The following is a 25,702-nucleotide window of genomic DNA, read 5'->3' on the forward strand; positions in this document are numbered from 1 at the left end:
GCGGCCGAGCGCCGCTGTCGGATTACTACGCCGCGCACGGTGAATCACCTGGTCGATGGTTCGGAACAGGGCTGCACGGACTCACCGTCACCCATGGCAAGAGCCGGTTGAAATGCTCGCGGCTCAAGGCCGGTGACACGGTCACCGAAGAGCAGATGAATTCGCTGTTCGGGCTCGGTCGGCATCCTCAAGCCAACCAGATCGAGGCCACCATCGTCGCGAACGAGGTCGCCCGGGGCGCCAAACGCAAGGACGCCAAACGCGTTGCGTCCGAGGCATCACGCCTCGGAGACCCGTTCCGCATCTACACCGGCGCAACCGAATTCCGACGCCGATGCGCGGTCGCCTTCAGCGACTACAACCTCGAGCGCGGACTGGATGAGTACGCAGCGATTCCCGATGCCGAGCGCGCCGACATCCGCACCGCGATCGCTCGAACGATGTTCGTCGAGCAGTTCAGTCGCCCGCCGTTGGACGAACGTGAGCTGTCGGGCTGGGTGGCTCGCAACAATCGTCAACGCACCACCGCTGTCGCCGGGTTCGACTGGACGTTCTCCCCGGTCAAGAGTGTGTCCACGTTGTGGGCGGTCGCGCCGCGAGCCATCTCCGAAAAGATCGAGGCCGCCCATCGCGCCGCCGTCGCCGATTCGCTCGCCTTCCTCGAAGCCAACGCCGCCTACACCCGGCTCGGACGCAACGGCGTCCGGCAAGTCGGTGTCGAGGGGCTGATCGCGGCAGCGTTCGAACACCGTGACTCGCGCAGTGGTGACCCCGATCTGCACACCCATCTGGTCGTGGCCAACAGAGTCCGCACCCGTGTCGGCGATCGATGGGTATGGAGAACGCTGGATGGGACCATGTTCTACCGGGCGGCGGTCTGTGCCAGCGAGATCTACAACACGCGGCTGGAAATGCATCTGGAGATGATGCTCGGGCTGGAATTCGCGGTCCGCCCAGGTACCGATCCTGCGAAACGAGCCATCCGCGAAATCGTCGGCGTGGACCCGCGTTTGAACGAACTGTGGTCCAGTCGTGACGCCGCCATCACCGCACGCCTGGGGCAATTGACGGTGGCGTTCCAGCATGTGCTTGGCCGTGAGCCCACTGCGGACGAGATGTACGGGCTGATGGAACAAGCCACTCTCGATACCCGCGACCGCAAGCAGCAGATGCGATCCCTCGCCGAGCAGCGCGCCACGTGGTACCAGCAGGCGGTCAAGGTGCTCGGTGGTCCTGAACATTTGACCGCGATGATCGCCGCGGCGCTACGTCCGCGCCGTTTCCACCGGGCCATCGTCGATGCCCAGTGGATCTCGAACTGCGCGAACCGGGTGATCGCCACCGTGTCCGCCGAACGCTCCACTTGGACTCGCGTTCACGTTCGCAGCGAAGTCGAACGTCTGCTGCGCGGAGTTATCCGTCCCGAACAGTGGGCGCAGGTGAGCTCGGCAGTCGTCGATGCCGCGCTCTCGCCGTCCCGATCCGTCGCTCGCGGTGATCCCGATATTCGTGCCGAACCAGAGCTGCGGACAGCGCCATCGATTTTCCGGCGCCCCGACGGCACCAGTGTCTACCGTGCCGCAGACTCTCAGCTATACACCTCGCCGCACATCCTGACGACCGAAGCGCAGCTGATCGAGATGTCGTTGGAGACCGGTGGTCGCACGGTTCCCGCCGCCATCGTCGAGGCGGCGGTGAAGGACTACAACAACGACCCCGACAACCGGGATAAGCAGCTCAACGCAGGCCAAATCGCCACTGTTCGCGCGTTTGCGACGTCGGGCGCCCGCATCCAGATCGCGAACGCTCCCGCAGGAACAGGCAAGACCTCGAGCATGTCAGTACTTGCCGACGCGTGGCGCGCCAGCGGCGGAACAGTACTCGGGCACGCACCGACAGCAAAGTCCGTCGGTGAGCTCGGAGCCGACATTCACGCCCGCGTGGCGACGGTCGACAAACTCCTCGATGTCCTCGCCAGGCACACACCCACCCGAGAACATGTCCTTCTCACCTCCGATGCCCCGCCCCCTTCGCTTCCACAATGGGTTCTCGACATCGACTCCGACACCCTGGTGATCGTCGATGAGCACGTCCAGATCTCGGACGCCGATCGGCTACGGATGCTGATCTTCCTCAGATCACGCAACGCGACAGTCCGGTTCATCGGTGATGACGAGCAGCTATCCGCCATCGACGCCGGTGGGGCGGTCCACGACATGATCGATGCCACCGGGGACTGGACCCAGACCCTCACCCACGTGGTGCGGTTTCGTGACGACGCCGAAGCGTCGGCGAGTTTGCTTCTGCGGGAGGGCGATCCGGCCGGGCTCGGCTTTTACCTCGACCGCGGACGTGTCCACGTCGGCAGTCCCGCCTCGGTAGCCGATGGCGCATTCGCCGGATGGCTCGCCGACTATGCGGCGGGCTTGGACACCGTCATGCTCGGCGCGACACACGAGATCGTCGGCGAGCTCAACAGCCTTGCCCGAGCCGATCGGCTGGCGCGAGCCGGGACCGACACTGGTATCGAGGTCAAGCTGGCCGATGGGTTGTCGGCATCGGCGGGTGACACGATCCGCACGGGTCTGAACAATCCCAAACTCATCGTCGGCGCTGACGATTACGTTCGCAATGGCTATCAGTGGGTGATCACCACTGTCCACGCCGACGGCTCGATCACTGCCACCCACCTCAAGCCACACCGAACCTTCGGCGAAAGTGTGGCTCTGCCAGCCGACTACGTCCGCGCGAATGTCCGGTTGGGTTATGCGTCCACGATCAACTCCGCGCAGGGCATTACCGCAGATACCTGCCACACGGCGCTCACCGGTCACGAGTCCCGCCGTCAGCTCTATGTCGCACTCACCCGGGGTCGGTTGTCCAACCACATCTACCTCACAACCACTATCGATGGCAGCGAGCAATCGTTCTGGAGCGAACTCGCCGTCTTGCCCCGCACGGCGGTCGAGGTTCTGATCCGCATCCTCAGCCGCGACGGCGCGCAGCGCTCAGCCCATACCGAACTGCGCGAGGCCCTCGATCCCTGGCAGCGGCTCGGCCGCGCGGTCGACATCTACCTCGACGCATTGGCATTGGCCACCGAGTACACCCTCGGCGAGCCCGCGATGACTCAACTCGATATCGACGTCGAACATCTGCTGCCAGGGCTCACCATCAGCCCCGGCTACGCAGTGTTGCGGCAGAACTTGGCGACAATCATGCTGCACGGCCGCGACGCCATCGCCGCATTACGGGCGGCGATCAGTGCCCGCGAGATCGACACCGCTGATCAGATTGCGGCAGTCCTGGATTGGCGGCTGGACACATCAGGCGCACATTCAGCCAACCCCGGCCCGCTGCCGTGGCTGCCCGGCATGCCGGCCGGACTGCGTGAGGCCCCGGACGTCGCAGGATTCCTCATCGCCCGTGAAAGCATCATCACCCACCTCGCCCAGGAAGTCGGCGACGACGCCCGCGCGTTCACCCCGTCCACTGCGCCGGTGTGGGCGCGACCTCTCGTCGGCGCCGATCCCGCGCTGCTCGCCGATGTCGCGGTATGGCGAGCCGCCGCCCACGTAGACGCCGGCGACCTACGCCCCTGCGGGCCTTCACGATTCACCGCCACCGAGCGCCGCCACTACGACCACCTCGCCGTCCGCGTCGCCGAGGCCATAGGCGATGTCAACCTGGCGGTCAACAAATGGGCACCGACCGCCAAACGCATCGACGCCCGCATCCTCACCGACGCGTTCTGGCCGATCCTGGCCGACCACCTCGAAACCGCCAACCGCGCTGGCATCGACGTCGAAGCCATGCTCACGACCGCGGCCGCCATCCGGCCGCTACCCGACGAACTTCCCGCCGCCGCATTGTGGTCACGACTGTCACTGCAGCCCAGCGCACTCGACTCCAATGACTCTGGCAATACCCGCCTCGCCCCGGCATGGGCCCCGGAGTTGCACGCAGTGCTGGGCGCCGACACCGCCGAGCGGGTCATCGCCGACCCCGCCTGGCCGAAAGTGGTCGCGGCCGTCGAACACGCTATGGAATCGCAATCGCAGTGGACAGCGCGAGAACTACTCGAGGTCACCTGCGAGCTGCTGATCAGCGGCCGCGCGGACCGCGCCGACGTTCTGCGCCCCGACCAGCTCGCGACCGCCCTTGCCTGGCGCATCGACGCGATCATCCACGACGTACCGACCTACCCCGACGCCCCGCTGCCCACGGAACCACCCGACCTGGCCGACGACGTTGCGGACGGACCCGACGAGTTCCATCGCACCAGCGACTTCGACGTAGACCCGCCCACACCCACGGAGCACACCATGGTCGACGACGCCGTTCCCACACACCCGTTCCCCGTCGATGACTCACCACCGACACCCGATCCGGCGACAGCTCGGACATCCTCTCCAGTCGAGCTCGCTGATGAGATCCGATCAGTGGCAGCACGTTTCAAAGCTGGCGACATCACCTCGGTCACGGCGGCGATAACACAGCTGACGGACATCGCAACCGATGAACAACGCAAGGTCATGCGCCGAATCGCAAACACATTGGCCGTGTACGCATTTCCCATCGCGCGTGCGCGCCTGCGGCGGGCCGCTGACCAGTTCCCTGCACACGCCGCTCTGATCCACGCCTTCATCCCTGAAGCTGACCCCGGTCTCTACCAACCCGATACCGATTCGCCCGCGCCGACTTACCGCCGCGACCGGGCCCCTCGCGACAGCCGCCGCTGGGTCGATCGCACCCGAGCGCAACCGCTCACACCTGGGCGCAACGATCGACTCGAAGATCATGACCTGTACCTCGATGACACTGCGGAGCAGCAGTTCGACCAGCGGCCGCGGCACTCTCCTGTCTTCGCCGAACGCCGCGACTACGACGCCGACACCCTACGAGGTCCATGGGATTTGCCCTGCGTCGGTTGCGGACTCGACCGGCCCACCATTGACCGTCCTCGACCGGATATCGCTACTGGCGGCAGCGAATCCGACGACGGATTGTGCGTAGACTGCCGCGACAATGAGGTGCCGGGCATCCCAGCGCACGACTCGGCGCGCTACCTGCAGGCCCGGTGCGCATATGTCGCAGACACGCGTACACCGGCTGATGCTCTTGCGTTCTTGCGCCGGGACTGGCGGCGCGTCGGTGGAATCCGCCGCAGGATGATCGCCCATTGGATCACCGAACACGGGCTCGATATCGCCGCAGCGCCGGATTCGCCGCGAGCACTCCCCGATGCTGTACTCATGCAGCGAATCGGTGAGGTGCGCCAGCAGATCGCGCTCGCCGATGCCATGGACTCGGTGCTCGACAGTCCCTCAACAGCGATCCCTACCGCTGACGATCGCAACGCTGGCATCGCCGCGGCGGACGCCATCACCCATGCTCGTTCCGCAGCCGCAGCCGTGGAAGAGTTCGCCGACCGGATCAACACCATTGCCCGACAAGCCGCCCGTGCACGAACCGACATCGCCAGCGCCACAGCGAGGCTGGCCGCGCTGACCATGCAGAGGCAGGAGCTGATCCACAATGCGGCACCCGCTGAACCCGGCAACAGTGACCTCGATGCGATTGCGCATCAGATCGAGCAAGTCAGCTTCGCGCTCAGCGCCGCCACATCGACCCGCGACACATTGTCGACTGCAAAGCAACAGCTGATCCAGGACCGCGACAACGCCCGCCGTATTGCTCAGGCCGCCGAGCGTGATGCCGCGCTGCTCGCCGGGCCGCGAGACCGCTGGGACGACATCCTCGCTCACCCCGGTCGTGTCGGCGCTGGAGGCGATGCGACCACCCACACGAAACCGGAACCCCGAACCGATATAACGCATTTGGAGCGTCAGCTGGCGGACCTGCGCGCCGAGAGCCGCCGCCGCGATCTGCTGACACCAGAGCGGCGCGCCATCGAGGACCGCCATCGCGACCACTACGGGATGACGCCGTCCCCGGCGGAACCGGATCCAGTGGAAAGCCCGACAGAAGTACGGGGTGAAGATCTCGAGTTGTGATCCACTGGCTGCCCGTGTCATCGGGCACGGCCGATGATCCTCACCTGCACTCGCCCGCAGCTGGCTTTGTCGGTACCTCAGAACGTGCGAAAGTCCGGACCGAACCCAGCATCCTCCACGGGGACGGGGATCCCTAGCAGCCCGAACCATGCTCGGGGCACTGTGCTGAACGGTAACGACGGCACGTCACTGTGCTCGGTAGGTGAGCACCGATACAGCGGTCCGTTCGCCGCGTCGAGGATCACACGGAATTGTGGGTCGATATGGTGGACGAACAGACTGCTCATCGCGCTGCCGTCCTCGCTGCGGCGCGCCGCTTCAAATGTCGCGTGAAGCGCGGCGAATCGCACGGCGACCGCGCGGTGACGCCACCATTGCCGGCACCAGGTCAGGTTGCCCTCCCGGTTCGCCCCAGCCAGCCGGACTGAGATCACCGGCAACAGCCATTGCTCGACGAAGTCGACGAAGCTGGTGTACCGCAACGCTGGTGGCTCGTCGGGGTCCTCGCTGCTGTGAGATTGTGAGGCAGTGGCGAGTCCGAACCATCCGGGCGGGACCGAATCGAACGGCAATGACGGCAGTGCGACGTGTTTGGTGCGTGTGCAGCGGTGCAGGGGGCCGTGCGCCGCGTCGAGGATCACCCTGAAATGCGGGTCGACGTGTTGGAGCAGATACGAGCTGATCGCGGCGCCGTCGGTGCGTGCACGAGCAGCTTCGAACGCAGGATGCAGGTGCGCGATCCGCACCGATACCGCGCGGTGCTTCCACCAGCTGGTGCACCAGGTGTTGGTGCCTTCTCGATTGGCTTCGGCCATTCGCAGCGTGATCACCGGCAACAGCCACGATTCAGCGAAGGTGACGAAGTTCGGGTATCGCGGTGGTGGTGGCGGTTGCTTGCCGCGTTGTTTCCCGCTCACAGTTCCTGTCCCGTCTGAGCTGTATCAGCCGCGGCAAGCGACGTCTTGGCAGATGGCGGGGCTACCGCGAAGCGCGCCAACGACACCTGGATCACCTCGGCGAATTCGGTGTCCTGCCACCAAATCTTGCGGATGAGGATTGGTCTGTGGCCGGGCAGCCGCACCAGTGCACGGTCTTTCGGTAGTGCAGCCAGAGCGGCGACGTTGAGGATCGGCTCAGCTCGCCAGTTCAGCGACCGGTTGGTTCCACCTGGGCCGACGCTATGGGAGCGGTCCGCGACATCGTGCTCGTCGCTGATCGAGGACCATTGGCTCAAAAACTCGGTATCACCGATTCCGCCGCCATAGACTTCGATCGATTGCGCCCGAATAGCTTTCAACCCGTTCTCGCCCCACAAGTCCACGCCCTGTTCGAGGACCTGAATGAACGTCATCAGCACCACGCCATGTCCTCCGGCGTAGGTGTAGTAATTCGGTAGCGCGTCGATCGGGCAGCAGTTGGCGGCCTCGTCGAGCACTCCGGTCATCGGCACGGCCAACCGTCCATCGGGGCGGGCACGTGCGACCGCGAGCGCGCATTCGAGGAGTTGACCGATCAGTGCCGCCGCAAGCGGCGACGCTGAATCCGGCCCCGCCATCGACAGCGCAAACAACGTGTCGTTCGAGGTGACGAACGCGCGCGGATCGAACTCTGGCAGATCATGAGTGGCCTTTGCCTGCGTGATCGTGACAACGACGTCGTCCTCGACTCCTTCGGTCGCGGTGATCAGTCGGCGGCTCGGTGGGGTCACCATCCGCGCATAGCCATGGTCGGAGAGCACGTTCAAGAAACGGCGTGCCATGTCGTAGAGGCCGTCGCGTTGCCTGGCATACAACTGCTGTGTTTCGACCAGACGTTGCGCAACCCGGTGATGTCCTGCCTTCCGCAGCAGCAGTGCGGCGGTTTCGTCTTGGTCGCGCCCCAGCCACTCCACCACATGCAGCAGATCACCTTTCGCCGACGCCGCAGCGAGAATGTAGGTGGCAAGCAATTCCTGCGCGCCACCGTCGAAGTACGAATCGACCTTCGAACCAGGGTCTTTCGATGCCGACACGAAGAAGCTCGCCAGCTTCCTGGCCGTTGCCATGGAGTGGACTTGCCGCAGCAGATCCACCCAGAAACCGCACTGCGCTTCGCCGGTGACGGCCTGTAGATCTGACAACCACACCCGTCCGCGTCGTTCCCTTCCCGCAAGGGTGTGCCTGTATAGATCCGGCTTGTTACTGGTGGCCAGTACCGGCCCCCACGCCGCGAGGACCGCAGGGATCGCCCAGGCCATGGTTTTGCCGGTGCGCGTACCCGCCGCGAAGAACACTCCTAGCTCCGGGGGAACGTGCAACGCGAGATTGCCGACAACGGTGGTCCCCAACGGCGGGCCCTTCATTGCCTGAATCTGCGGCGCGGCGTCGGGCAGTAGCCGTTGAGCCGCTTTGGCATTGTCGCTGACGCGCGCGATGCTCAGCTCACGCGGCCGCTGCATCGTGCGCGCGGCGGCATCGATCTCCGCCCGCCCGCCCCGCGCCCGCCATATCCGCCATCCCACCACCGCGACGGCCGCCGTGAACACCGCCAGGATCAGCGTCGACGGCCACGGCCACCGGCGATCACCATAAGCGACCTGCAACAGCGCCGCGGTCGGATTCATCTCGACCGGCAACCCTGTCCACACGCTGCCCAAAGTCAGCGCCGCCCACAAGCACAGCCCGACCACGATCACGCCCAACAGCAAAATTAGCTTGCTCAGCTCCTCCCCCATACCGGCCTTCGTGCGGCGCCGGACTTCTCGAGCGGGGCTCATCGACACCACCGCCACCGCGGCGACAACCGATCACAGCGACTCGACATCGCCGCCGACCACGCCCGCGTCATGCGTCCGCCCCCGCGCCGGTGGCCTGGCCGTACTCAGATCGCATAGCCGCCGCCCCCCGGTCATCGCCGGGCGCCGACCACTCCGATCCCGCCCTCGCAGGCCCGAGGGCTGCCACGGACTCGCCGATCGCTGCGCCCGGGGGGTCAAGGTTGAATGCGACATTCAATGGCGTATTCGCTTGGCCAACAGTTGGTTCCGGTCCGCGGTGCGGTGTCGAGGTCACCGGATCCTGGCTGCGAGCAATATCGGTGGCGGTCACGTCCGACCACCGCGCCATAACGTGGCTGTTCATTGTCTCGAGTTGAGTGTGAAGTGCCGCGTTGTCAACCGACAACTGGCGGTTGTGTTGTTTCTCTGCTGCCAGTTCAGTGTTGACGCGGTCCAACTCGCTGGGAGCCGAGGCTGCGAGAGCGGCCGTCAATTGCTCGATGCGGCCGAGGTGACGAGCACCCGGACGTTCATGCCAGTAGATACCCTCGCTGCCCGCCGCCACGCTGTCGGCAATATCCGCTTGCCCGAGACCGTGGCTGCTTGCGGCGTGTGTCGCTTCCTCCAGCGCCATACTCAACCGCTCACGACGCATGAACTGGTCACGATCAAGGCTCTGGCGCTGACCGAGCTCGATCAGCCGCGAATGCTCAGCGGCCAGGTTCTGGATCAGGCGCGCGTGTCCAGCAAGCGAGGCATCCAGGACAGCGTTGAGCCCGTAGTCGGATCGGATCGGCGCGGTCTGCATTTCGGTGGGGATCAGCGCACCCCAGGAGCCCGCACCGTTGGTCAAATCCGGGGCGCGATCCCGCCCGATCGGGTCTAGAGTTGTTTGTTCCTCTGGCTCGGTGAACTCACCGATAACGGAATAGGGGTCAGTCAAGGTTTCGACCTCACACATCGAGGCCGCACAACGGAAATGTCCACGGCGGCCGTACGAGATGTCCCCTGCGTTCGTCGCCGATCATCGGTAGTCAGCGAAAGAGGCTGACTACCAGTAAGTTACGTGTTTCAAACTGGAGAAATTCAGATAGTCGTGACCGGACTACAGGGACGGGCCTACACCCCGTTCGACTGGGCGTTGACCACCGGGTCCGGCGACGCTGGGGTCGGTGTAGCTCTGCGCTTGCCTGATGGTGCTGCCGAGCCGTGCGGCGTCGATCACGGTCCCGGTACGAGCGCCCTCGCTCAGCGGCTCCGCAGGAACGCCGGTCGTCGTTTTTGCAGCGGCGTTCGCAGGCAAATCCAGTTTGCTGTAGAGCTCATGAAGTTTCGCGTTGCGCAGAACAGCACGCTCATCGGGAGTCATTTGCGTCGAAATACCTTGCGCTGTTAGTGAAGTCGCGGTTTGTGCGGGACCCGCAACCGTCGGATCCGCCGTCGAAAGTGGTGGAGGCTCGCTGCCCACACGAGGGTGGGTTTTGTACAGTTCGTGCAGCTGGGCATACCGCTGGTTGGCGCGGTCCGCGTCGTTCACGGTCGTCGAATTCGGCTGTGCCGTTGGCGCAGTCGCGGATTGCGCTAGTGCAGCCGCAGCCGGATTAGCGGCGGACGGTGGCCGGGGCTGACGAGCCGCTAGTGGGTGGTTTTTGTAGAGTTCGTGCAGTCGAGCGTTCCGCAGGGATGCACGCTCGTCCACATCCGCATCGCGTTCCATGGCTTATCTCTCCATCCTGTTGCCCAAGTATTGGGAATCCATAACCGTTGACAACTGGTGTGCACCAGGTCTTTTCGTGACGAGTGGCTACGAGTTTGGGCTCGGGGCCGATCCGAGTTCCTAGGCTCGTTGGTCATGTATTTCTCCGACCGTTTCACGGTGGCTGCACGGCGATCGACGTCGGTAGATAAGGCGGCGATCAGCGGGCAGCCACCACTGTCTGCGGCGGCAGGGGCGTCGAGGATCGAGTCGAACAAATCGGCGACGCCCGTCTGCCAGGACCGTTCGCGAGCCCTGGATCCACAGTTGTCGGTACGCGCGATTGACAGCGTCCCAGACGGAGGTACGCCATTTGCTGGCGGCGTCCGGCATGGCATGTTCCTGGCCCGAGTGAAGCGACCAGTTCGTCCCGGCTGGCGGCGCGGCTGTTTTGGTCATGTCCAACCCCCCACTGGCGCTGCACAGCTCGGGTCGGCTGAGCTAAGTGCGTGCCCCTGCGCATCTCTGTCAGTGCCGAATTCTTCAAAGGCTAAGCGTGTATCGCTGGCCTCCCGACTGATGGCGACGGTGTCGGATTTTGGCTTCGATGCGGCCTCGTATCTGGCTGTAACCTGCGAGATGGCGGATTGTTCGATCGCCTGCTCGACGGTTGCGTGGTCGTTTCCTGGTGGCCGGGATGTCAGGCCCGACGCGGTCGAGGTTGTGAGATTCACAGCGTGTGCCCCGTATCCATCTGCGGTGCTTGGGGTGGTGTCGGGCCGGCGGTGATTGCCTGGTTCGGCCACGGCAGAGTAGGTCCATTGGGGAGGGCCGCCTCGATCGTGGTGGTGAATCCGCTGCTGCCCGCGCTGATGGCGGGCAGCGGATTGTCATCCTTCGTCGACTGCTGAGCGACGGCTGTGACACGATCGCGGTCTGTAACCACCCGTGTCACCCGTTTGTCGAACCACCGGCTTCGCTCATCGCCGTCCTGGGCATGGCGATAGGCGAAATCAACTGCCTGGCTGAGGGTTTCACGGATGTGGGAGCGGTCGTCATCGGACAGTCCAGAAGCGAACAGTCGCCGGTCCAGTTCGGCGACTTCACGCCAGCAAGTCTCGCGCGCTGCATCACTATCCTTGATCCACCGATGCGCCAATGCGTCGATGCTGGTTTCGGTCGACTCGATCGACCATCGGATCGGCTCGACGGCGGTATTCGTCACATCGCGGATACCCACACCGGCGGCATCGAGGGTTCGCAGAATCTGTGCGTCAGTGGCTATGGCCGCCCGCTGCGCGGTCCCGTAGCGCGCTGCCTCGTCGGCGGCTTTCTTGCTGCGCTCGTCGACAAGTACCAATGCTGGCAGCTCGGCATCGCCGTTGGCTGCCTCATCGAGCAGGCAGCGGATCATGTCTCGCTCGATACCATCGAGGCCCTGGCCGTGATCGACCAGTGCCAGGATCGCGCGCCGCTGTGCCTCGAGCTGATCGATGATCCGTTCAGCGCCCTCCCCGACCGCTTGGTCTGGATCGCGTGCCAGGACGGTGGCGTGTATTTGTGCTGCCCGGACGGTTCGCGCATGCTCATTCAGAATCTGCTGCAACAGGTCACGGTTGACGTGGTCAGGCCACGGTGACGCCGGTGAGGCCGACAGCAATTGTCGGTCGGTGGTGCTCAGCACAGCGAATTGCTTCTCGCTCTGCTGGCTTGTCCACGCGATCTCCGCTGCGGCCCGCAGGGCATCCACTCGCCCTTTCACCTCTTCGCCGGGATCGATGAGAACCGGCGAGGATTGCAGGTCGAATTCCTCCTGACGCCAGCCCGAGAAGTAGGCAAAAACGAACAAGACCTTGTTGCGTGTCTCGGCGGAGAGATCTGCGCGCTGCATTGCCGAGGCAATCTGGTCGCGCTTGTCTTGGGATCGTTGGCGCTCTCTCTGGTCGGCGAAAGGGTCGAACGACTCGCGCCACCGCGCGAACGCCGCGAGTACTTCGCTGCGTGCCGTGTGCGGCGTGGAGGTTGCCTCGATGGTGGTGCGCGCGAACTTTTCCGCGCTCACCGCTCGGTTCAGTGCGGCGAAGCGACGATTGTTTGTATCCAACCAGGTTGGGTCGATTTCCGGGTCTACGGTGACACGTCCTGTCGCCGCGTCGATGATCAGTCCGTATTCGTCTCGATAGTGTTCGATCAGGTTCGCCAAGGTCTCCGTAGCCACCGCGGAGCCGGTCTTCCACACCCAAGCCTCGGCCAGGGCTGCTGCCATATCCTCTGGCGGGCCTTCGTAATTCAACTGTCGCATCCGCTCCTCGGCGGCAGCGCGGGCATCGGCTATCGATTCCGTGAAGATCCCCGCGATCCGCGGTGTAGAGGAGAACGCGGGCCCCGGCCACTTGCGGTCCGCGGACATCGTGTTGCCACGGTGCAGGGCTACCGCAATGTGCACATACGCCATCCGCTGTGCTCGGCCAAACAGTTCGACCATCAGCGCCCACCCATCATCGCGACCAGCCCTCAGGTAGGCCCGGCTGAATCTCACCGCAACGCGGACATGCTGAGGTTGGCGTTCGACTCCGCAACACTGTCGAACGCGGGTAGTGGCATGCGCTCGTTGTTACCGGAATCCGCGACGACTCAAAGCTTCTCGACATATCCGGTCGTCTTATCCCGCGACGTCCGGACCCGCGTCCGGCGCCACCGCCGTGGCGGGTTCAGTGTCGCTGACGGGTGCATGACCTTCGGAGCCACCATCGAACGATGCAGCGGCGTCCTTGATCGCTGCGCCGATCTGTTCGCCGGTGTCAGGTCCGCTGGGCGGTGCCGTGTCCTCACCGATGACGTCGCTCTCGACAGCGTCGGCCGCCAACCTCGCCGCCAAGTCCTCGACGCCGTCGGAGGCTTCCCCGTCCAGCGGTGCGTCGGCCGCGGCACGGCGGACCGCTTCCTCGATGAGCACTTCGGGGTCTTGGCCGGTGTCTTCGCCGTATCGTGCCTTCCAGGCATCAGCGGCGGCCTGTTGTTCCGGGTTCAGGTCCGCCGTGCCGACAGCCGCGCCGAATCCCGCCGCCGCCCCCATCGCCGCATCGTAGTTCTGCTGCTGATCTGTGAGGGTTTCGCTGAATCCCATCGTCCGCTTGCCATGATCTATCCGTTGCTGGATCTCCTCCATCCTCTTGTTGTGCAGTTCGGTTTCCCGCTGCTCGCGGTTGGTCGCGTTCGTCCTTCGCCAAGCGTGTGCTTCGTTGTCGCGCGTGTTGCGGTTCTCGCTGTCGGTATTGCGTCGTTCGAGGTCCTCGCCTTTGACCGAAGTCTCTTTCTCGTACATCGCTTTCTGGGCTTGCGCGGCCTCCACACGTGCGGCGGACTCGTCATCTTTGCGATCGTTCTCCGCTTCACTGTCCTGCGTTCGACGCTGGAAATCTGCCACCTTGATTGCTGCTTCCAGCCGCGTCAGCTGGCCACGCAGGAAGCTATTGCCCATATGTGCGCTGTGGGCTTCCTGCTTGCGGCTGTTGTCGTTGGCGCTCTCGGCGCGACGGCGCTCTATGTCCTCGTCGGCCCGCTCTATGGTGCGTCTGGTTGCGTGTTGGTCGAGTTCATGCTTCTCAAGCCCCTGCTTGTCGCGCGCTGCGATGCTGCCAAGTTTCGCTGCCAGGAGATTCTGCTCGTTGTCGATGCGTAGCGCACTTTCCATCGCGGAGCGTTGCTCACGTGTCTGGGTGTACCACCAGTTCGCGATGAACGATCCGGCCTGCAATGCTCGCACCAGCCGCGAACCCAATCCGGCTACTTCGTCGACGGCCTCACTCATCGCATCCACCTCATCACGACGGTTCCGTATTCCGCCGATAACAGAGGTTGGCCCCTTCGAGGGGTGAATATTTCTCGATGCATCCTCGACGTCACCTCTCGGCCGCAGTATCAGCCCCTTCGAGGGAACACGCCGCAGGGGACTGTTCGATTGACGTAACGCGTCCCTCGAAGGGGAGGCGCAGAAGCGAGAAGTGTTCTCCGCACTGTCGCCTGATAACAATCACAGCCGATCGGCACGATGTGTCACCAGTAGCAGCATTAACGCAGCTTGCATCAACACCGCCGAATCAAAACCTTGAACGCCTATCGGTAACGCAGCCAAATGGCTCGGGTTCAGCATCGGAGACACAATAGATCTGGAGCCGCAAGCCATAGTCAGCCCCGCGAGTATGGCTTTCGGACTGCCTGATACAAGCGGATGTAGGTTTGCGCGTCGGCGACGATGCTTGTCTCGATGCTGAGCGAGGCCAAAGTGTTGTCCGCTGTGCGGATATGCAGATGGACGCCAGGGGCGCGCCGGTAGGAGATGTGGGTACTGGTCGTCCACATGCGGTAGAAGTCGTCATCGCGTTGTAACCGACTCAGCAGTCGGCGGGCCAGAGTTGCTTTGCGGTGACGGCCCAGCGTTGCTTTGAGGATCTGCACCATCAGGGTGGCTTCACGCTCCCAGTCGACGAGGACGTCTTTGGCGATCGGAAGGAAGTGCCACACCAGGAGGTTGCCTGCCTCGTGTATTCCTGGAAATACTTGGCGCATACTGTCATTGGCTGCCAGGACATGCCACAGCGGGCCGAAGTATGCCGCAACCATACCGGCGCTGTTAAGGTCGTCGAGGCGTTCGAGCACCGAAGGCGTCCGGTGGATGTGGGCTCTCATTGTCTCGACCGCGGGGACATCCGCGGAGGGCGCGCGTAGTTCGAGCAGATGTTTGGTTTGCGCCGCCGATAGCCTGTAGCCGGTCGCGAGTTGTTTCACCATCTCCGGCGTCGGTACTCGCGCGCCGTTCTCGATTTGCACGAGGTAGGCGGCGCTGATTCCGATTTTGACCGATGCCTTTTCCCGGGAGAGATGGTCGTTGTCGTGGTCGCGAATCCGACGCAGGTATCGGCCCAGTGTCGGTAGCTCAAGGTCAGGTCTGCGACCGAGGCTCGGCGCCACGCTCTGGCCACTTGATGCACCGATGCCTGCCGCTGGTCTGGCCGGCACGGTGATCGCGGCGTCGGGTGCTGTCGCTGCGGGGTGAGAGTCAGTGCTACTCATCGGTGTTTGCTCCTTTCTGTCCTGAATCGCAGTTGCTGGCGTGGTAGGCGGCCAGCCGCCAACCGTGGTTGGTTCGCAGCACCGTTGCGGTGATGCGCAGTTCCCGGTAGGTGGTTGTGGTGCCGTCGCGGTGCAGCACGGTCTGGGTGACTGTTGCCGTGAGGTTGACCCGCAGATCGGTGTGTTCGCCTGCTCCGTCTACGTTCGCAGTGGCGGTCAGAATGTCACCGGAGCGTCGCCACGCGGACCAGCCTGGTTGCTCACGAATCCCAGTGGCCGGTGGGCTGTCCGCGACCAGGGCGAGTTCACCGGTCAGCCATAGCCTCGCTCGGGTCAGCGCCGCGCCGGGCGAGGGATCCGACACCGGTTGCCAGCTGAACATTGCTGTCAATGCCTGCACGGCTGCGGTCTGCGGGCCAGCTCCCTCTGGTTGCGGACCATGCACGGCCAAACCGGCATCGCCCGCCGGTGTCGGCGACTCTGCAGTGTCTGAATCCGTGCGCGAGATGATCGCGGTCATGATCACTGCCGTCGCCGCGATCGCGCCGATGAGAATGAGCCGTGTTCGCTGCGCCATTTCCGATCTCCTTGTCAGCTCAGCGTTTTCGCGAATCTGCGGGCAGTGGCCAGGATGGTGTCGCAGTACGGACGGGTCTGAGTTTGGTAATCGCTTGAGCCCGTGGGGAATCCACCCGAACTCAACACCGCGCCTTCCCCGGCGTTGTATGCGGCTAAGTACAGTTCAGCTCGTCCGTTGGGTGCTTGGACCTTTCCCTCGGCGATCCAGGTATCGACTTTGCGGGCGATGGCACACATGTAGCGGCCCTGGCCGATGATCGCGTCCTCGGGCTCCCATACGCTGGCCACACCATTGCCGTTGGCGTCGATCACATACGGTTGGCCGTCGTCGGGATCGATCGAGGCGGCAGTGCCTGGGAGGAACTGTGCGATCCCTTGCGCCCCTGCGGAACTGCCCGCTCTGGGGTCGAACCCGGATTCTTGTTTGCCTTGGGCAGCCAATAGTGACGCGCTGATCTGCGGGCACAACGCACCCGCCCGCCGATACCACTGCTGGTACTGCGGTGGCACCGAACCCGGTGCGAGATCGTCATCGACGCGCGGGCCGCACCCAGCCGATGATGCTCCGGAACCGGTGGGAGGAGCCGATCCAACCGACGCGGCCCCGTCCGGGTAACCACCGCCCATCGTGGTGACATGGACGTGATCGAGGTGGTTGGCGGTGTCGTTGCCGAGATCGTCCATCTCACTCGAGTCACCGTTGGCCGGCCGATATATCCGCCGCCAGATCACATAGTCGATATGGAAGGCATCCTGGTTCGCAAGCACATAGTCTGCGATCCGGTCCCCAAGCGCCTTCCCATCGCCGCTGGTGTAGTCGGGAATCATGATGTCGACCGCTCTGCCTGATGGATGATCAGGATGGCTGTCGGTCTCGCGCCAGCCGTAGAACGTCGTAATCTCCGGGAACCGGGCCGCTACCGAGCGGGCAACCCGGATCGTGTCGATCTGCATGTGTTCCTCGCTGCCTTTGCCCGCCAGCGGTGGCAGCTCAGCACTGCTTGCGGCCAGTCCGACATCGGGTGCGGTCGTGGATGGCGGTGTCGGTGCAGTGCTGGTGCCAGGTTCAGCGGCACCGGCCAGCCATAGCATCGGGTCCACGGGACTGCCTTGACCGGTGAGCCGTCCGCCGGGCCAGACCTCGAAGTGCAGGTGCGCGCCGCTGGGGCCCGGCGGGAACACTTCGCCGTTGTATCCGACTGTGGTGATTGCCTGCCCGGCGCGCACGCTTTGGCCCACTTCCACGTCCGCGGCGAACATATGCCCGTACACCGTGCTGAGCACCTTGCCCTCGACATTGGAGTCGATGACGATCCACACCCCGAACCCGCTCGCGGGTCCAGCCGCGGCGACCACCCCATCGACGGCGGCGTAGATCGGCACGCCCGCTGTCGACCCGAAATCCTGCCCCTGATGGAATTCCCCTCCGCGTGGCCCGAACCCGTCGCTGAGGTGATAGGTGCCCGACTTCATCGGCATCACTCGAGAACCGGGCACTCCCGAAGTAGTTGGCGTGCAACTAGTTTGGTCGTCCTCGACAAGCACCACCAACAACATCACCAAAATGATGGTAATGCCGAGGACACCCACAATCGCGACCGATTTCATGGCCGCCCCCGAAGAGGTGCGGCCACTGCCCAGCCGCCCACCGACGCTGCCTCGATGACAGGAAAATGTCGGCGCTCAGCGACGCGGCGCCCCCGCTCGCCAAGGTCATTCGGACGCAACATATTCCAAGCCGCTGATCTGCAGATGCTCATTCGTGTTCGCCACGCGATGTCTCGCGGCCTCCGTATGGTCGGCGTCGATCGTCCGCAGTGGCGGGTGGCACGGCGGTATTGCCCGGACGTGATGGCGATGTCGGTGAACGCCGCGCCGAATAGACTGTGAGACAATCGAACTCAGTCATGAAAATTTCAATCGTGGTAGTAGTCATGCAGCACCGCCCGTGGTGTCAAACGAAGCGAATCGGGTGTTGGTGTCGTGGATGCCAGTTGAGAGCTCAGTTGAGGTGAGCTCTACCAGGAACGGAATTCCTGGCTGCCGTCCCTCGCCGACCTTCAGCAGGAACTTCCCCGTCCCCGGTGGTGTCGGGCGCACCTGTCCATGACCGATGGCTTCGCCTGTCAATGCTTGGGGCGCTGACCAGTTGGTGACCATGGCGCGTTCGGCTGCCGTGAAGGGGATGATGCTGTCGAGTCGGTCGACCTCTTCGCCGGGCAACGCGCCCAGGATCTTGGCGCGGGCGCGTTCGAGAAACCCCAGCGCGCGGCTGATCGCGGCGGCGGTGCCCAGGGATTGCAGGTCCTTGATGGTGTGGCTGATCATGATCAGCGCGACCGCGATGCCGCGTTGCAGTCGCGTCAGCTCGTCGACGCGCTCGACCATGAACTCTCCCAGCCCAAGGACTTGCCAGAGTTCATCCATCACGACCTGGAAGTACCGCTGCGGGGCCAAGTCGGCGTCGGTGAGCATGTTCAACGCCTCGACGGCGCTGAAACCGGCGCCCCAGCAGGCCAACATCACCGCGGCCTTGAGTTTCTTGTCTCCTTTGGGGATGTGCGAGACATCGATACACACGGCGGTGGAGTTCAGGTCGATCCCCACCGTAGTTGGGCCGTTGAATACCTGTCCGAAGGGTCCTTTTGTCAACGCGCGCAACGATTGTCGCAGGGGAACGATCACGGCTTGATAGCGTTCGTCGGTGTCGGCGGCCGCGTCCAGGTGCAGCTCGTCGCTGCCAGCGACGATGACCTCGAGCAGATTGTCGAGGATCGGCTGGCTGGCCGTGCTGAATCCTCGCCCGCCGTGCGTGGTGGGGGTGTAGAGCTGCGCGAGCGCGGTCGCGATCACCGTCTCTTCGAAGTCGGCAACCCGTTGCCCACGCACCAGTTCGATCAATGCGCAGATCAACGCGATCTGTCGAGCACGCAACTCTTGGGCCAATGTTTCAGCCCGCTCGTACATTTCGGCCGCTTCGAGCTTGGCCAGGACCTCGCCCATGACTCCGGTGTCGAGCGGATTCAGATGCCCGTAGCCGTAGCCGAGGTCGATGACCTGCCCGCCGACCAGCTCCACCAACTTCCGGTAGTCCGGCTTGACGTCGGCGAGGATCAGCGGGGTGATGCCCTGCGCGATGCCGCCGAGCACGATGCGTCGGACAAGAGATGATTTGCCGAATCCGTTGAGCCCCAACACGAACAGGCTCGGCGCGGTGATAAATCCGCCGCGCATGAACCAGTTCATGGGGTCGAAACACACCGGGGCACCGGTGCGCAGGTGCGGACCCAATGGCGTGCCGACCAGTGGCGCGCCCGCGCCGACCGACCACGGCCACAGCCCTACCACTTGGGCGGTCGTGCCGCGCCACTCCGCCGGTCGGCCCACCGCGGATACTCGCCCGCCTGTGGGTCCGGCGTATCCGTTGTCGGTCAGGCGCAGCGCGGGCCGATCGAAGTCATCGGCCACCACAGACTGGGCGATCATGCCGACGTTGCGGCGGCGGTGGTCATCGCGCGACAGCAACATCCCCGCCCACGCACCCCGCAATCCACCCGATCGCTGCCGCACCTGCAGCACCGTGCGTTTCTCATCGGTCAGGACCCGGGGCCCACGCTTTGCAGAACCTTGCGCCGCCACCGTGCTGCCTTGGCCCTCTACACGGGTTTGGGTTGTGGTTGTCGACTCTGTGGGCATGCTCAGCCCTCCAGCGCTTCCGGGACCGTCGCATGCTCGGGCAGGATCACCCCGACACCCAGCGATCCCGCGAATGCCGCGGACTGGTAGGTGTTGCATCGGCGGATCGTAAGACGCGCTTGCGTCGAAAGGTCTTGGGTGAGCGCTTCGATTCTCGGAATGTCTTCTCCGCGTGGCACGGTCAGGGTGATCAGGAATCCGTAACGTGTTAGACCGTGGCCGAGTGCTTGTTCTCGTCGCGCTTGATCGGCCCCGGCGACGCGGATGCTCGCGGCGGCCGAAACAAGGCCACCTTTGGTGTTCTGTTCGGCAACCCGCGCGTTGCGCCAGTCGTCATCGACGATGCGTGTGGCTTCTGCTGCCGAATGCGGCCGGTAGACGATGGCCACTCGCTTGCGTGGGAGCTCCGGGTTCGGTTCGAGCAGACGTTGCAGAACACGCTCGGTCACCACACCCGGAGGTGCTTGCGTCATCTCCCAGGTGATGCTCACCGCGCCCGCATGCTCAAGCCGGTCATAACGTTGCCGCTCGTCTTGGGGGCCGGCCATTGACCAAGTGATCCCGTGCCCTTCGGGTTCGGTGGCGGCGATCTCCAGGTCGGCTTGAGCCGCCGGGTCATAGGAGCGACGGACGAACGCGATGATCTGCTCGGCGGTCATCGGTTCCGCGCGGATCCCCGCTTCGGCCAGTGCGGCAAGGATTCCCGGCAGACGGCGTCCGATCTCGAGGGCTTCTTCAGCCGGAATTTTGCGTCGCTCCGGTGTCGTGGCCTCGAAGGTGATCGCGATGCGCGGCTCGAGTTGTACACGTTGGCTGGCCAGTTGTTCGGCCAGCTCCCACATCACAGTGTGCGCGATCTCTGGAGCGTCTTGCCGCGTGATCGAGGCGACCTCCGACATCAATCGATTACCGGTCTCGGGCACCGTATCGATCACTGGGACAATAGCTTTCACGTCCGGGGCGCTTCCGAGCGAGCCGAGGAAGGCTCCCCAGGCCGCGACCCACTGATCCACCAGGTCCTGATCGACGGCTTCACCGCCTTGGGGCCAGGCGCGCACGACGATGGTGTACTCGTCGAGTTTGGGCAGGTGGATCATCCCGAAGGTGCGTCCGTCGACGGCTTGGCCTTGATACATCCGCGTGGGTGCCATCAGCCCAGGAAGAGTGGTCGCGCCGCCGGGGATCGCCGAGAACGATCCGCTGCGGTACAGGTGCTCGCCGCGTCGTCCACCGCGCCACCACTGCCACATCAGAATCGCGCGCACATATCCTGTGCGGCCACCGATTTGGATCACCAGCGGTGCCGTGATCACCACCCCGGTTCCGAGCACAACGCCCGCGGCGAGCAGACCGACGATGGCTTGGGTCAGCACGACGGCGACGATCACCACTCCGGCGGTGACCATCGCGACCCATGACAACCCGAACAGGCCTTCGGCACGTGGCCGGGTTCCAGCGCTGTAGGTGCGTTCGAAGTACTCGGTGGTCATCGCGGCGGCTCCTTGCCTATCCAAATCTGTTGTCCTGCAGCGCACATCATTTGGAGATCCCATGCCGGCCCAGCTGCGTACCTCGGGTCAGCTCTGCCCGCGGCGGTGGCTCGGAGTTCCCGCCGCTGACGTCATTGCCGACGCGGTTGACCCGGTTGCCGGTTCCCATCCCTGCTCCCGCGGCTCGTATCGCCGTTCGCACCGGACCGTGTGTGCCTTGCGGAGAAGCGTTGAGCCTCGGCGCGCCTCCGCCGGAACCCTGTGGGCCGGAAGAAGGACCTGGAGGCAGACTTTTCGCGCCGCCGCTTGACCCGCCTCCGTTGGGAGGTTTCGGAGGCGTTGACCCTGTTCCTGTGTTCGAGACGAACCCCGCCGACCCCGCACCCCCGGAAACCGCGCCGCGTGCCAGCAGAGCTTTGCCACCAGTGGCCAGGGCCGCTGCGGCGCCGATCGCGAATCCAGTCGCGCCCGCGCCACCTCCGCCGGATCCGACCGCCGACAACGCTGGGGTCACAAGACGTATGAGCGCGGGCAGCACGAACGCCACGCTGCACAGCAGCACGATCCCGACCAGGGCGCGATGCGCGGAGTCGACCGCTCCCGCTTGGCTTTGCTCGACATCGGAATTGGTCTGATCCGCAGTGGTGAACGCGATCATGTACACCAGCGACGCCGTCGGCTTGAACAGCAAGAACGCGATGATCCAGGCACCGAGCTTCTGATAGGACTGCTTGCCACCAGCGGTGCCCGACGCGGCGGCGGTCAGCGGGTAGATACCGACAGCAACGACCAGCAGCGCCTGACGAATGATCGTCAACGCAGTCATCGCCAGTGCACCGAGGATGCCGACGATCGCGACCAGGAACACCACCCCTGGCCCGAACACCCCGAAACGGTCGGTACGGACCAGCAATTCCGCGGCACCGGTTGCGTTCCCGCTGGTGGCGTCGTTGATGATCCACACCGACACGCTGTCAGTCATCCGCGCACCCGCTAAGATCGCCGCACCAGCGACCCAGGTCGTCATCGTGCTACGCGCCAGCATCTTGAACGCCTCTTCGGCGTGCTCGGCTGCCATATGGGCGCGCGCAATACCGATCCGCAACGCTGACACCGCGATCGAGATCGCCAGCAACCAGGTCTGCAGCTGCCGGGTGTAGGAATCGATTCGTCCCCACAACGTTTGTTCTGGATCGGTGCTGTTGCCCGGCGTGGTCAGGATTCGGTCGTTGGGGACCAGAACCCACGACATGCTCAGAGTCAGCGCGTCCCCGAGACCGCTGAGCAGTATCTCGGTCACTTTCCCGAAGGTCGACTCCCACAGCTTCGACTTCGTGGCCTCGATCGCGCTGCCCGGGTGCGAGGCGGCGTTGCCCGCCTTGCATGCCGCTGATCCGGCGTCTCCGAGACCTTCTCCGATTACCGGGATTTGGGACAGACCGTCATGAATCTCGTTGCAGAGCTGATCGAATCCATAGGTGCTCGAGGTTCCCGAGTCGCTGGTCCCCGAATCCGGGTTCGCAGTGGTGCTCGGCTGTGCCACCGCCGAGGGTGCGCAGCCGAGGATCATCGCTACGGCCACAGCGATGAGGACGATGATTCGCCGAGAAGTCAGGACCATTGGGTCCACCCCCCGAGATCGTGAACGACTTCGGTCGGTAGCTGACCACCGCTGCCCCTCAATCGCCAATCGTCGTCGTACCAGACCATCGGCACCGTGACGGTGACCCAGGACCGCTCGGTTGCAGTGGTTGTCCCGCGAACCGCCAGCCGCACAATCGCCAGGTCATCGGCATAGGTGTCGATGCGGAACGCGTCGTGGGCGATCAGCGCGCGTGTCACCACTTCCGGCTGCTGGCGGGGAAGTTTCCCTTTCGCGATCATGTCGTCGAAGCTCGCTTGGTCGGCCGAGGTCAGAACCATCCGCGCCCGCAGCACCGCACGGTCACCGGGACGTGCCCCGACCTGGTACACGCTCATTGACGCCGCGAGCGCCGCGCCCTGCGGAGTTCGTGCGTATCCGCCGGGGACGCCGTCTTGGATGCGAGTCGGTCCGTCGGAGGAGGAGATCGGCACCACCGCGCCGTGAATGCGTTGCCAGCCACCCTGTTCGCGCAGCCCGGCCGGTGCGGCGGTGAGCCAGTCGTGGTCACCGATCCTCTTCTGCCGCGTGGACTGTTCGCGCAATTGGCCATCGGGGTTGTTCGGGATGTCCACGCGACGGCCGAACTGGTCGATCTCGGGAATACCGAATCCGCCTTCGCCGCGACGGGGAGCTGCGGGCGTCGACGCCGAGAGGGTCGGTGACGCAGTGGGTGTTGTGTCGTGGCCGCCGCTGGTGCGGTTTATCGCGAAGGCCACCGAACCACCGATCAAGATCATCACCAGTAGCGTCCCCGAAGCGATCGCCCAGATGCTGGGGCGCTCGCCTTGCGGCTTCTGACCGCTGATGTCGTCGGAAGTCATTGGGGGGCTTCCAGTTTCACGACCGCAGAGACGGAGTCCACTGCCCGCACGACAGGTTCGATGGAGTCCGGTGGGGGCAGTTGCAGCCACCAGTCGCCGCCGATCCACACGACAACGGTCGAATTGATTGCGATGGATTGATCCGGAAAGGAGGTGAAGATGTCGACGCGAGCGCTGATCGGGGTGTAGTCGGTGATCGTGTAACCACGCACCCGCGGTGCCTGCGCGGGGTCGGCGGAGGTTTCGATCGACAGCAGTCCTCGAGAGGTAACCCACGAGTCCCGGCCGGGGCCCATGGCCAGTTCGTGTTTTGCGATGTCGGCCCAGTGTTCATCCGGGGCCAGCGACATCCGGATCGTATGCACGATTGCTGCAAGTGCCGCACCTTGCGGGGTCTGCGTGAATCCGGTCGCCGACATCGCCGTGACCTCGCTCGGTCCGTCGGCACCGACCGGCAATTGCACACCTTGATAGTCGAGCCAACGCACTCCCGCTGGGGAGGCCGACAGATCCGGCTCGCGCGGCGTCGTTGAATCCTGAGCCTGTTCATCACCGCCGCAACCAACGCTTAGCACCAACATCAGCGCCGCGATCACGACGCACCCGACAGCGCATGCGGATGTCGCCTTCGTTCGAAAGTTGCTCATTGTCAATACCTTTCGCTGATCATCTCGGTCAGAAGGCCAGGTTCATCAGCAACGCGGCGGCGATGGGCCAGGCGACTGTGGCGAAAATCCACGCCGCCAAGGTGCGCACGATGGCCGAGGGGGCGGCGGGAGGACCAGGGGGTGGATGGAAGTACTCCCATCCGGCGTAGCCCCCCACCCAGGCGAGTCTCGAGACCAGCCCGGCTTCCACGATCCACAGCAGCCACCGGAACAGTTGCTGCAGTTGGGTGGTGACCTCGGAGGGGAGGTTCTGGTAGGCGAGCACTGTCTCGACCACCGGACTACTTCCCGATGATCTCGTTCATGATGGATCCGGCGCTGGTGGCGACGATGCCGCCGATGAGCGCGCCCATAACCATCTTCGGCGATTCGAGCATTCCCCCATGCCACTTCTCCCAGGCGAAACGCCCTCCGGCGAAGATGATCGCGGCAACGCCGGACAGGAGAACGAACCACATCAGCCAACGCACCAACTTGGTCAAACCCTCGACACCTGGTGGTGATTCAGGTTTGTAGTCGACAACCTGTGCGAGCACGGACACGTTCTCGGCGGCGAGCAGCCAGCTCATGATGGTTCTCCGATCGTGGTTCTGGTGTGGTGCAAGGTGTTGATCACCTCGACGAGCTCGCGGCCGAGGTTGCGTATGTCCGGCGGTGCGGCGGTGAGTTCGTCGGCGCGGCTCTTTTTGTCCGGGGGCGTGTCGCCCGGCGCCCACACGGGAAGTTCCGCGTGGCTGGTGAGCATCCAAGCTTCGTGCCAATCGACGTGCCACAGGCGTTCGACCAGTCCGCTGTACAGATCCCGGTCGCGGCGGATCGGGGCGGGTAGTCGGCCCGGTCGCGCCGCGACGGTGACAAGTCCGACAACGATGCTGTCGCCAGCCAAACCGGCGTGATGCTGGCGTAGTAACGCATCGGCGGCAGCCAGTCCTACCGCTGTCTCGCGCGCCACCATCACCACGTACGGCGATTCGGATCCGATCGGTGCCGGCCAGCGTCGGGCGCAATCGGCGGCCGGAGCCAGCGCACGCTCCAAACTGCTGGTGCCTGCCCCTCCGTGAGCACCCAACAGCCATAGCAGCGGCGGCCGTCCATCGCTGATCGCGGTGCGGCGCAACGGGACCGGACGATCCCAGATCGGCGCCCGTTGGGCCGGGGGTGGGGCGACCACCTGTCGCGGTGTCGGTTTGCGTGCGTGATGCGTCTGTAGCCCGGTCGGGGTTTCGAGACGGTGAGCGGTGCGGGCCACGGTAGTCATCACC

At 64.4% G+C, this 25,702-nt stretch carries 18 protein-coding genes; 1 reads left to right on the forward strand and 17 read right to left on the reverse strand.

The window, feature by feature from the left end; translation table 11 throughout:
• Window positions 1-14 precede the first annotated feature (14 nt).
• A complete protein-coding gene (gene mobF, locus ACFYOW_RS45675; RefSeq protein WP_387297853.1) occupies window positions 15-6,017 on the forward strand; it encodes a MobF family relaxase in 6,003 nt (2,000 codons plus the stop codon).
• Between the two features lie 77 nt (window positions 6,018-6,094).
• On the opposite strand, the gene ACFYOW_RS45680 is transcribed toward mobF, so the two are convergent.
• The 17 genes from ACFYOW_RS45680 to ACFYOW_RS45760 form a co-directional block, all read right to left on the reverse strand.
• On the reverse strand, window positions 6,095-6,934 hold the full coding sequence (locus tag ACFYOW_RS45680; protein ID WP_387297777.1) for a DUF4913 domain-containing protein: 840 nt from the start codon (window positions 6,932-6,934) through the stop codon (window positions 6,095-6,097).
• The gene (locus ACFYOW_RS45685; RefSeq protein ID WP_387297779.1) at window positions 6,931-8,772 is read right to left on the reverse strand and encodes a type IV secretory system conjugative DNA transfer family protein; all 1,842 of its coding nucleotides are present in this window, start codon (window positions 8,770-8,772) and stop codon (window positions 6,931-6,933) included. The genes ACFYOW_RS45680 and ACFYOW_RS45685 overlap by 4 nt, the downstream gene beginning before the upstream one ends.
• A gap of 67 nt (window positions 8,773-8,839) precedes the next feature.
• Window positions 8,840-9,715 carry a hypothetical protein gene (locus ACFYOW_RS45690; protein ID WP_387297781.1) on the reverse strand — a complete coding sequence of 292 codons (876 nt, stop codon included), beginning with the start codon at window positions 9,713-9,715 and terminating at the stop codon, window positions 8,840-8,842.
• A 162-nt stretch (window positions 9,716-9,877) separates the two neighbouring features.
• The gene (locus ACFYOW_RS45695; RefSeq protein ID WP_387297783.1) at window positions 9,878-10,309 is read right to left on the reverse strand and encodes a hypothetical protein; all 432 of its coding nucleotides are present in this window, start codon (window positions 10,307-10,309) and stop codon (window positions 9,878-9,880) included.
• An 889-nt stretch (window positions 10,310-11,198) separates the two neighbouring features.
• Entirely contained in the window at window positions 11,199-12,953 is a 1,755-nt protein-coding gene (locus tag ACFYOW_RS45700) for a hypothetical protein (protein ID WP_387297785.1), read from the reverse strand.
• 177 nt (window positions 12,954-13,130) lie between these two features.
• A complete protein-coding gene (locus ACFYOW_RS45705) occupies window positions 13,131-14,249 on the reverse strand; it encodes a hypothetical protein (protein ID WP_387297787.1) in 1,119 nt (372 codons plus the stop codon).
• A 407-nt stretch (window positions 14,250-14,656) separates the two neighbouring features.
• Complete coding sequence (locus ACFYOW_RS45710; RefSeq protein WP_387297789.1) at window positions 14,657-15,541, reverse strand: helix-turn-helix domain-containing protein; 885 nt, start codon at window positions 15,539-15,541, stop codon at window positions 14,657-14,659.
• The gene (locus ACFYOW_RS45715; RefSeq protein ID WP_387297791.1) at window positions 15,534-16,118 is read right to left on the reverse strand and encodes a hypothetical protein; all 585 of its coding nucleotides are present in this window, start codon (window positions 16,116-16,118) and stop codon (window positions 15,534-15,536) included. Before ACFYOW_RS45715 ends, ACFYOW_RS45710 begins: the two co-directional genes overlap by 8 nt.
• 14 nt (window positions 16,119-16,132) lie before the next feature.
• Window positions 16,133-17,593 (reverse strand): peptidoglycan DD-metalloendopeptidase family protein, encoded by a 1,461-nt coding sequence (locus ACFYOW_RS45720; protein ID WP_387297793.1) that lies wholly within the window; start codon window positions 17,591-17,593, stop codon window positions 16,133-16,135.
• A 459-nt stretch (window positions 17,594-18,052) separates the two neighbouring features.
• Window positions 18,053-19,690, reverse strand: coding sequence for a hypothetical protein (locus tag ACFYOW_RS45725; RefSeq protein ID WP_387297795.1), 1,638 nt, complete (start codon window positions 19,688-19,690; stop codon window positions 18,053-18,055).
• 128 nt (window positions 19,691-19,818) lie between these two features.
• Window positions 19,819-21,306 carry an SCO6880 family protein gene (locus tag ACFYOW_RS45730; RefSeq protein WP_387297797.1) on the reverse strand — a complete coding sequence of 496 codons (1,488 nt, stop codon included), beginning with the start codon at window positions 21,304-21,306 and terminating at the stop codon, window positions 19,819-19,821.
• A 46-nt stretch (window positions 21,307-21,352) separates the two neighbouring features.
• Window positions 21,353-22,927: a hypothetical protein gene (locus tag ACFYOW_RS45735; RefSeq protein WP_387297799.1), complete on the reverse strand. Its 1,575-nt coding sequence runs from the start codon at window positions 22,925-22,927 to the stop codon at window positions 21,353-21,355.
• On the reverse strand, window positions 22,918-23,772 hold the full coding sequence (locus ACFYOW_RS45740) for a hypothetical protein (RefSeq protein WP_387297801.1): 855 nt from the start codon (window positions 23,770-23,772) through the stop codon (window positions 22,918-22,920). The genes ACFYOW_RS45735 and ACFYOW_RS45740 overlap by 10 nt, the downstream gene beginning before the upstream one ends.
• Entirely contained in the window at window positions 23,769-24,419 is a 651-nt protein-coding gene (locus tag ACFYOW_RS45745; protein WP_387297803.1) for a hypothetical protein, read from the reverse strand. The genes ACFYOW_RS45740 and ACFYOW_RS45745 overlap by 4 nt, the downstream gene beginning before the upstream one ends.
• Before the next feature lie 28 nt (window positions 24,420-24,447).
• Window positions 24,448-24,717, reverse strand: a complete 270-nt coding sequence (locus tag ACFYOW_RS45750) for a hypothetical protein (RefSeq protein WP_387297805.1) — start codon at window positions 24,715-24,717, stop codon at window positions 24,448-24,450.
• A 4-nt stretch (window positions 24,718-24,721) separates the two neighbouring features.
• On the reverse strand, window positions 24,722-25,009 hold the full coding sequence (locus ACFYOW_RS45755) for a hypothetical protein (RefSeq protein WP_387297807.1): 288 nt from the start codon (window positions 25,007-25,009) through the stop codon (window positions 24,722-24,724).
• Entirely contained in the window at window positions 25,006-25,698 is a 693-nt protein-coding gene (locus ACFYOW_RS45760; protein ID WP_387297809.1) for a hypothetical protein, read from the reverse strand. Before ACFYOW_RS45760 ends, ACFYOW_RS45755 begins: the two co-directional genes overlap by 4 nt.
• Window positions 25,699-25,702: the final 4 nt, after the last annotated feature.

It is taken from the genome of Nocardia sp. NPDC006982, assembly GCF_042869435.1.
Classification (GTDB): Bacteria; Actinomycetota; Actinomycetes; order Mycobacteriales; family Mycobacteriaceae; genus Nocardia.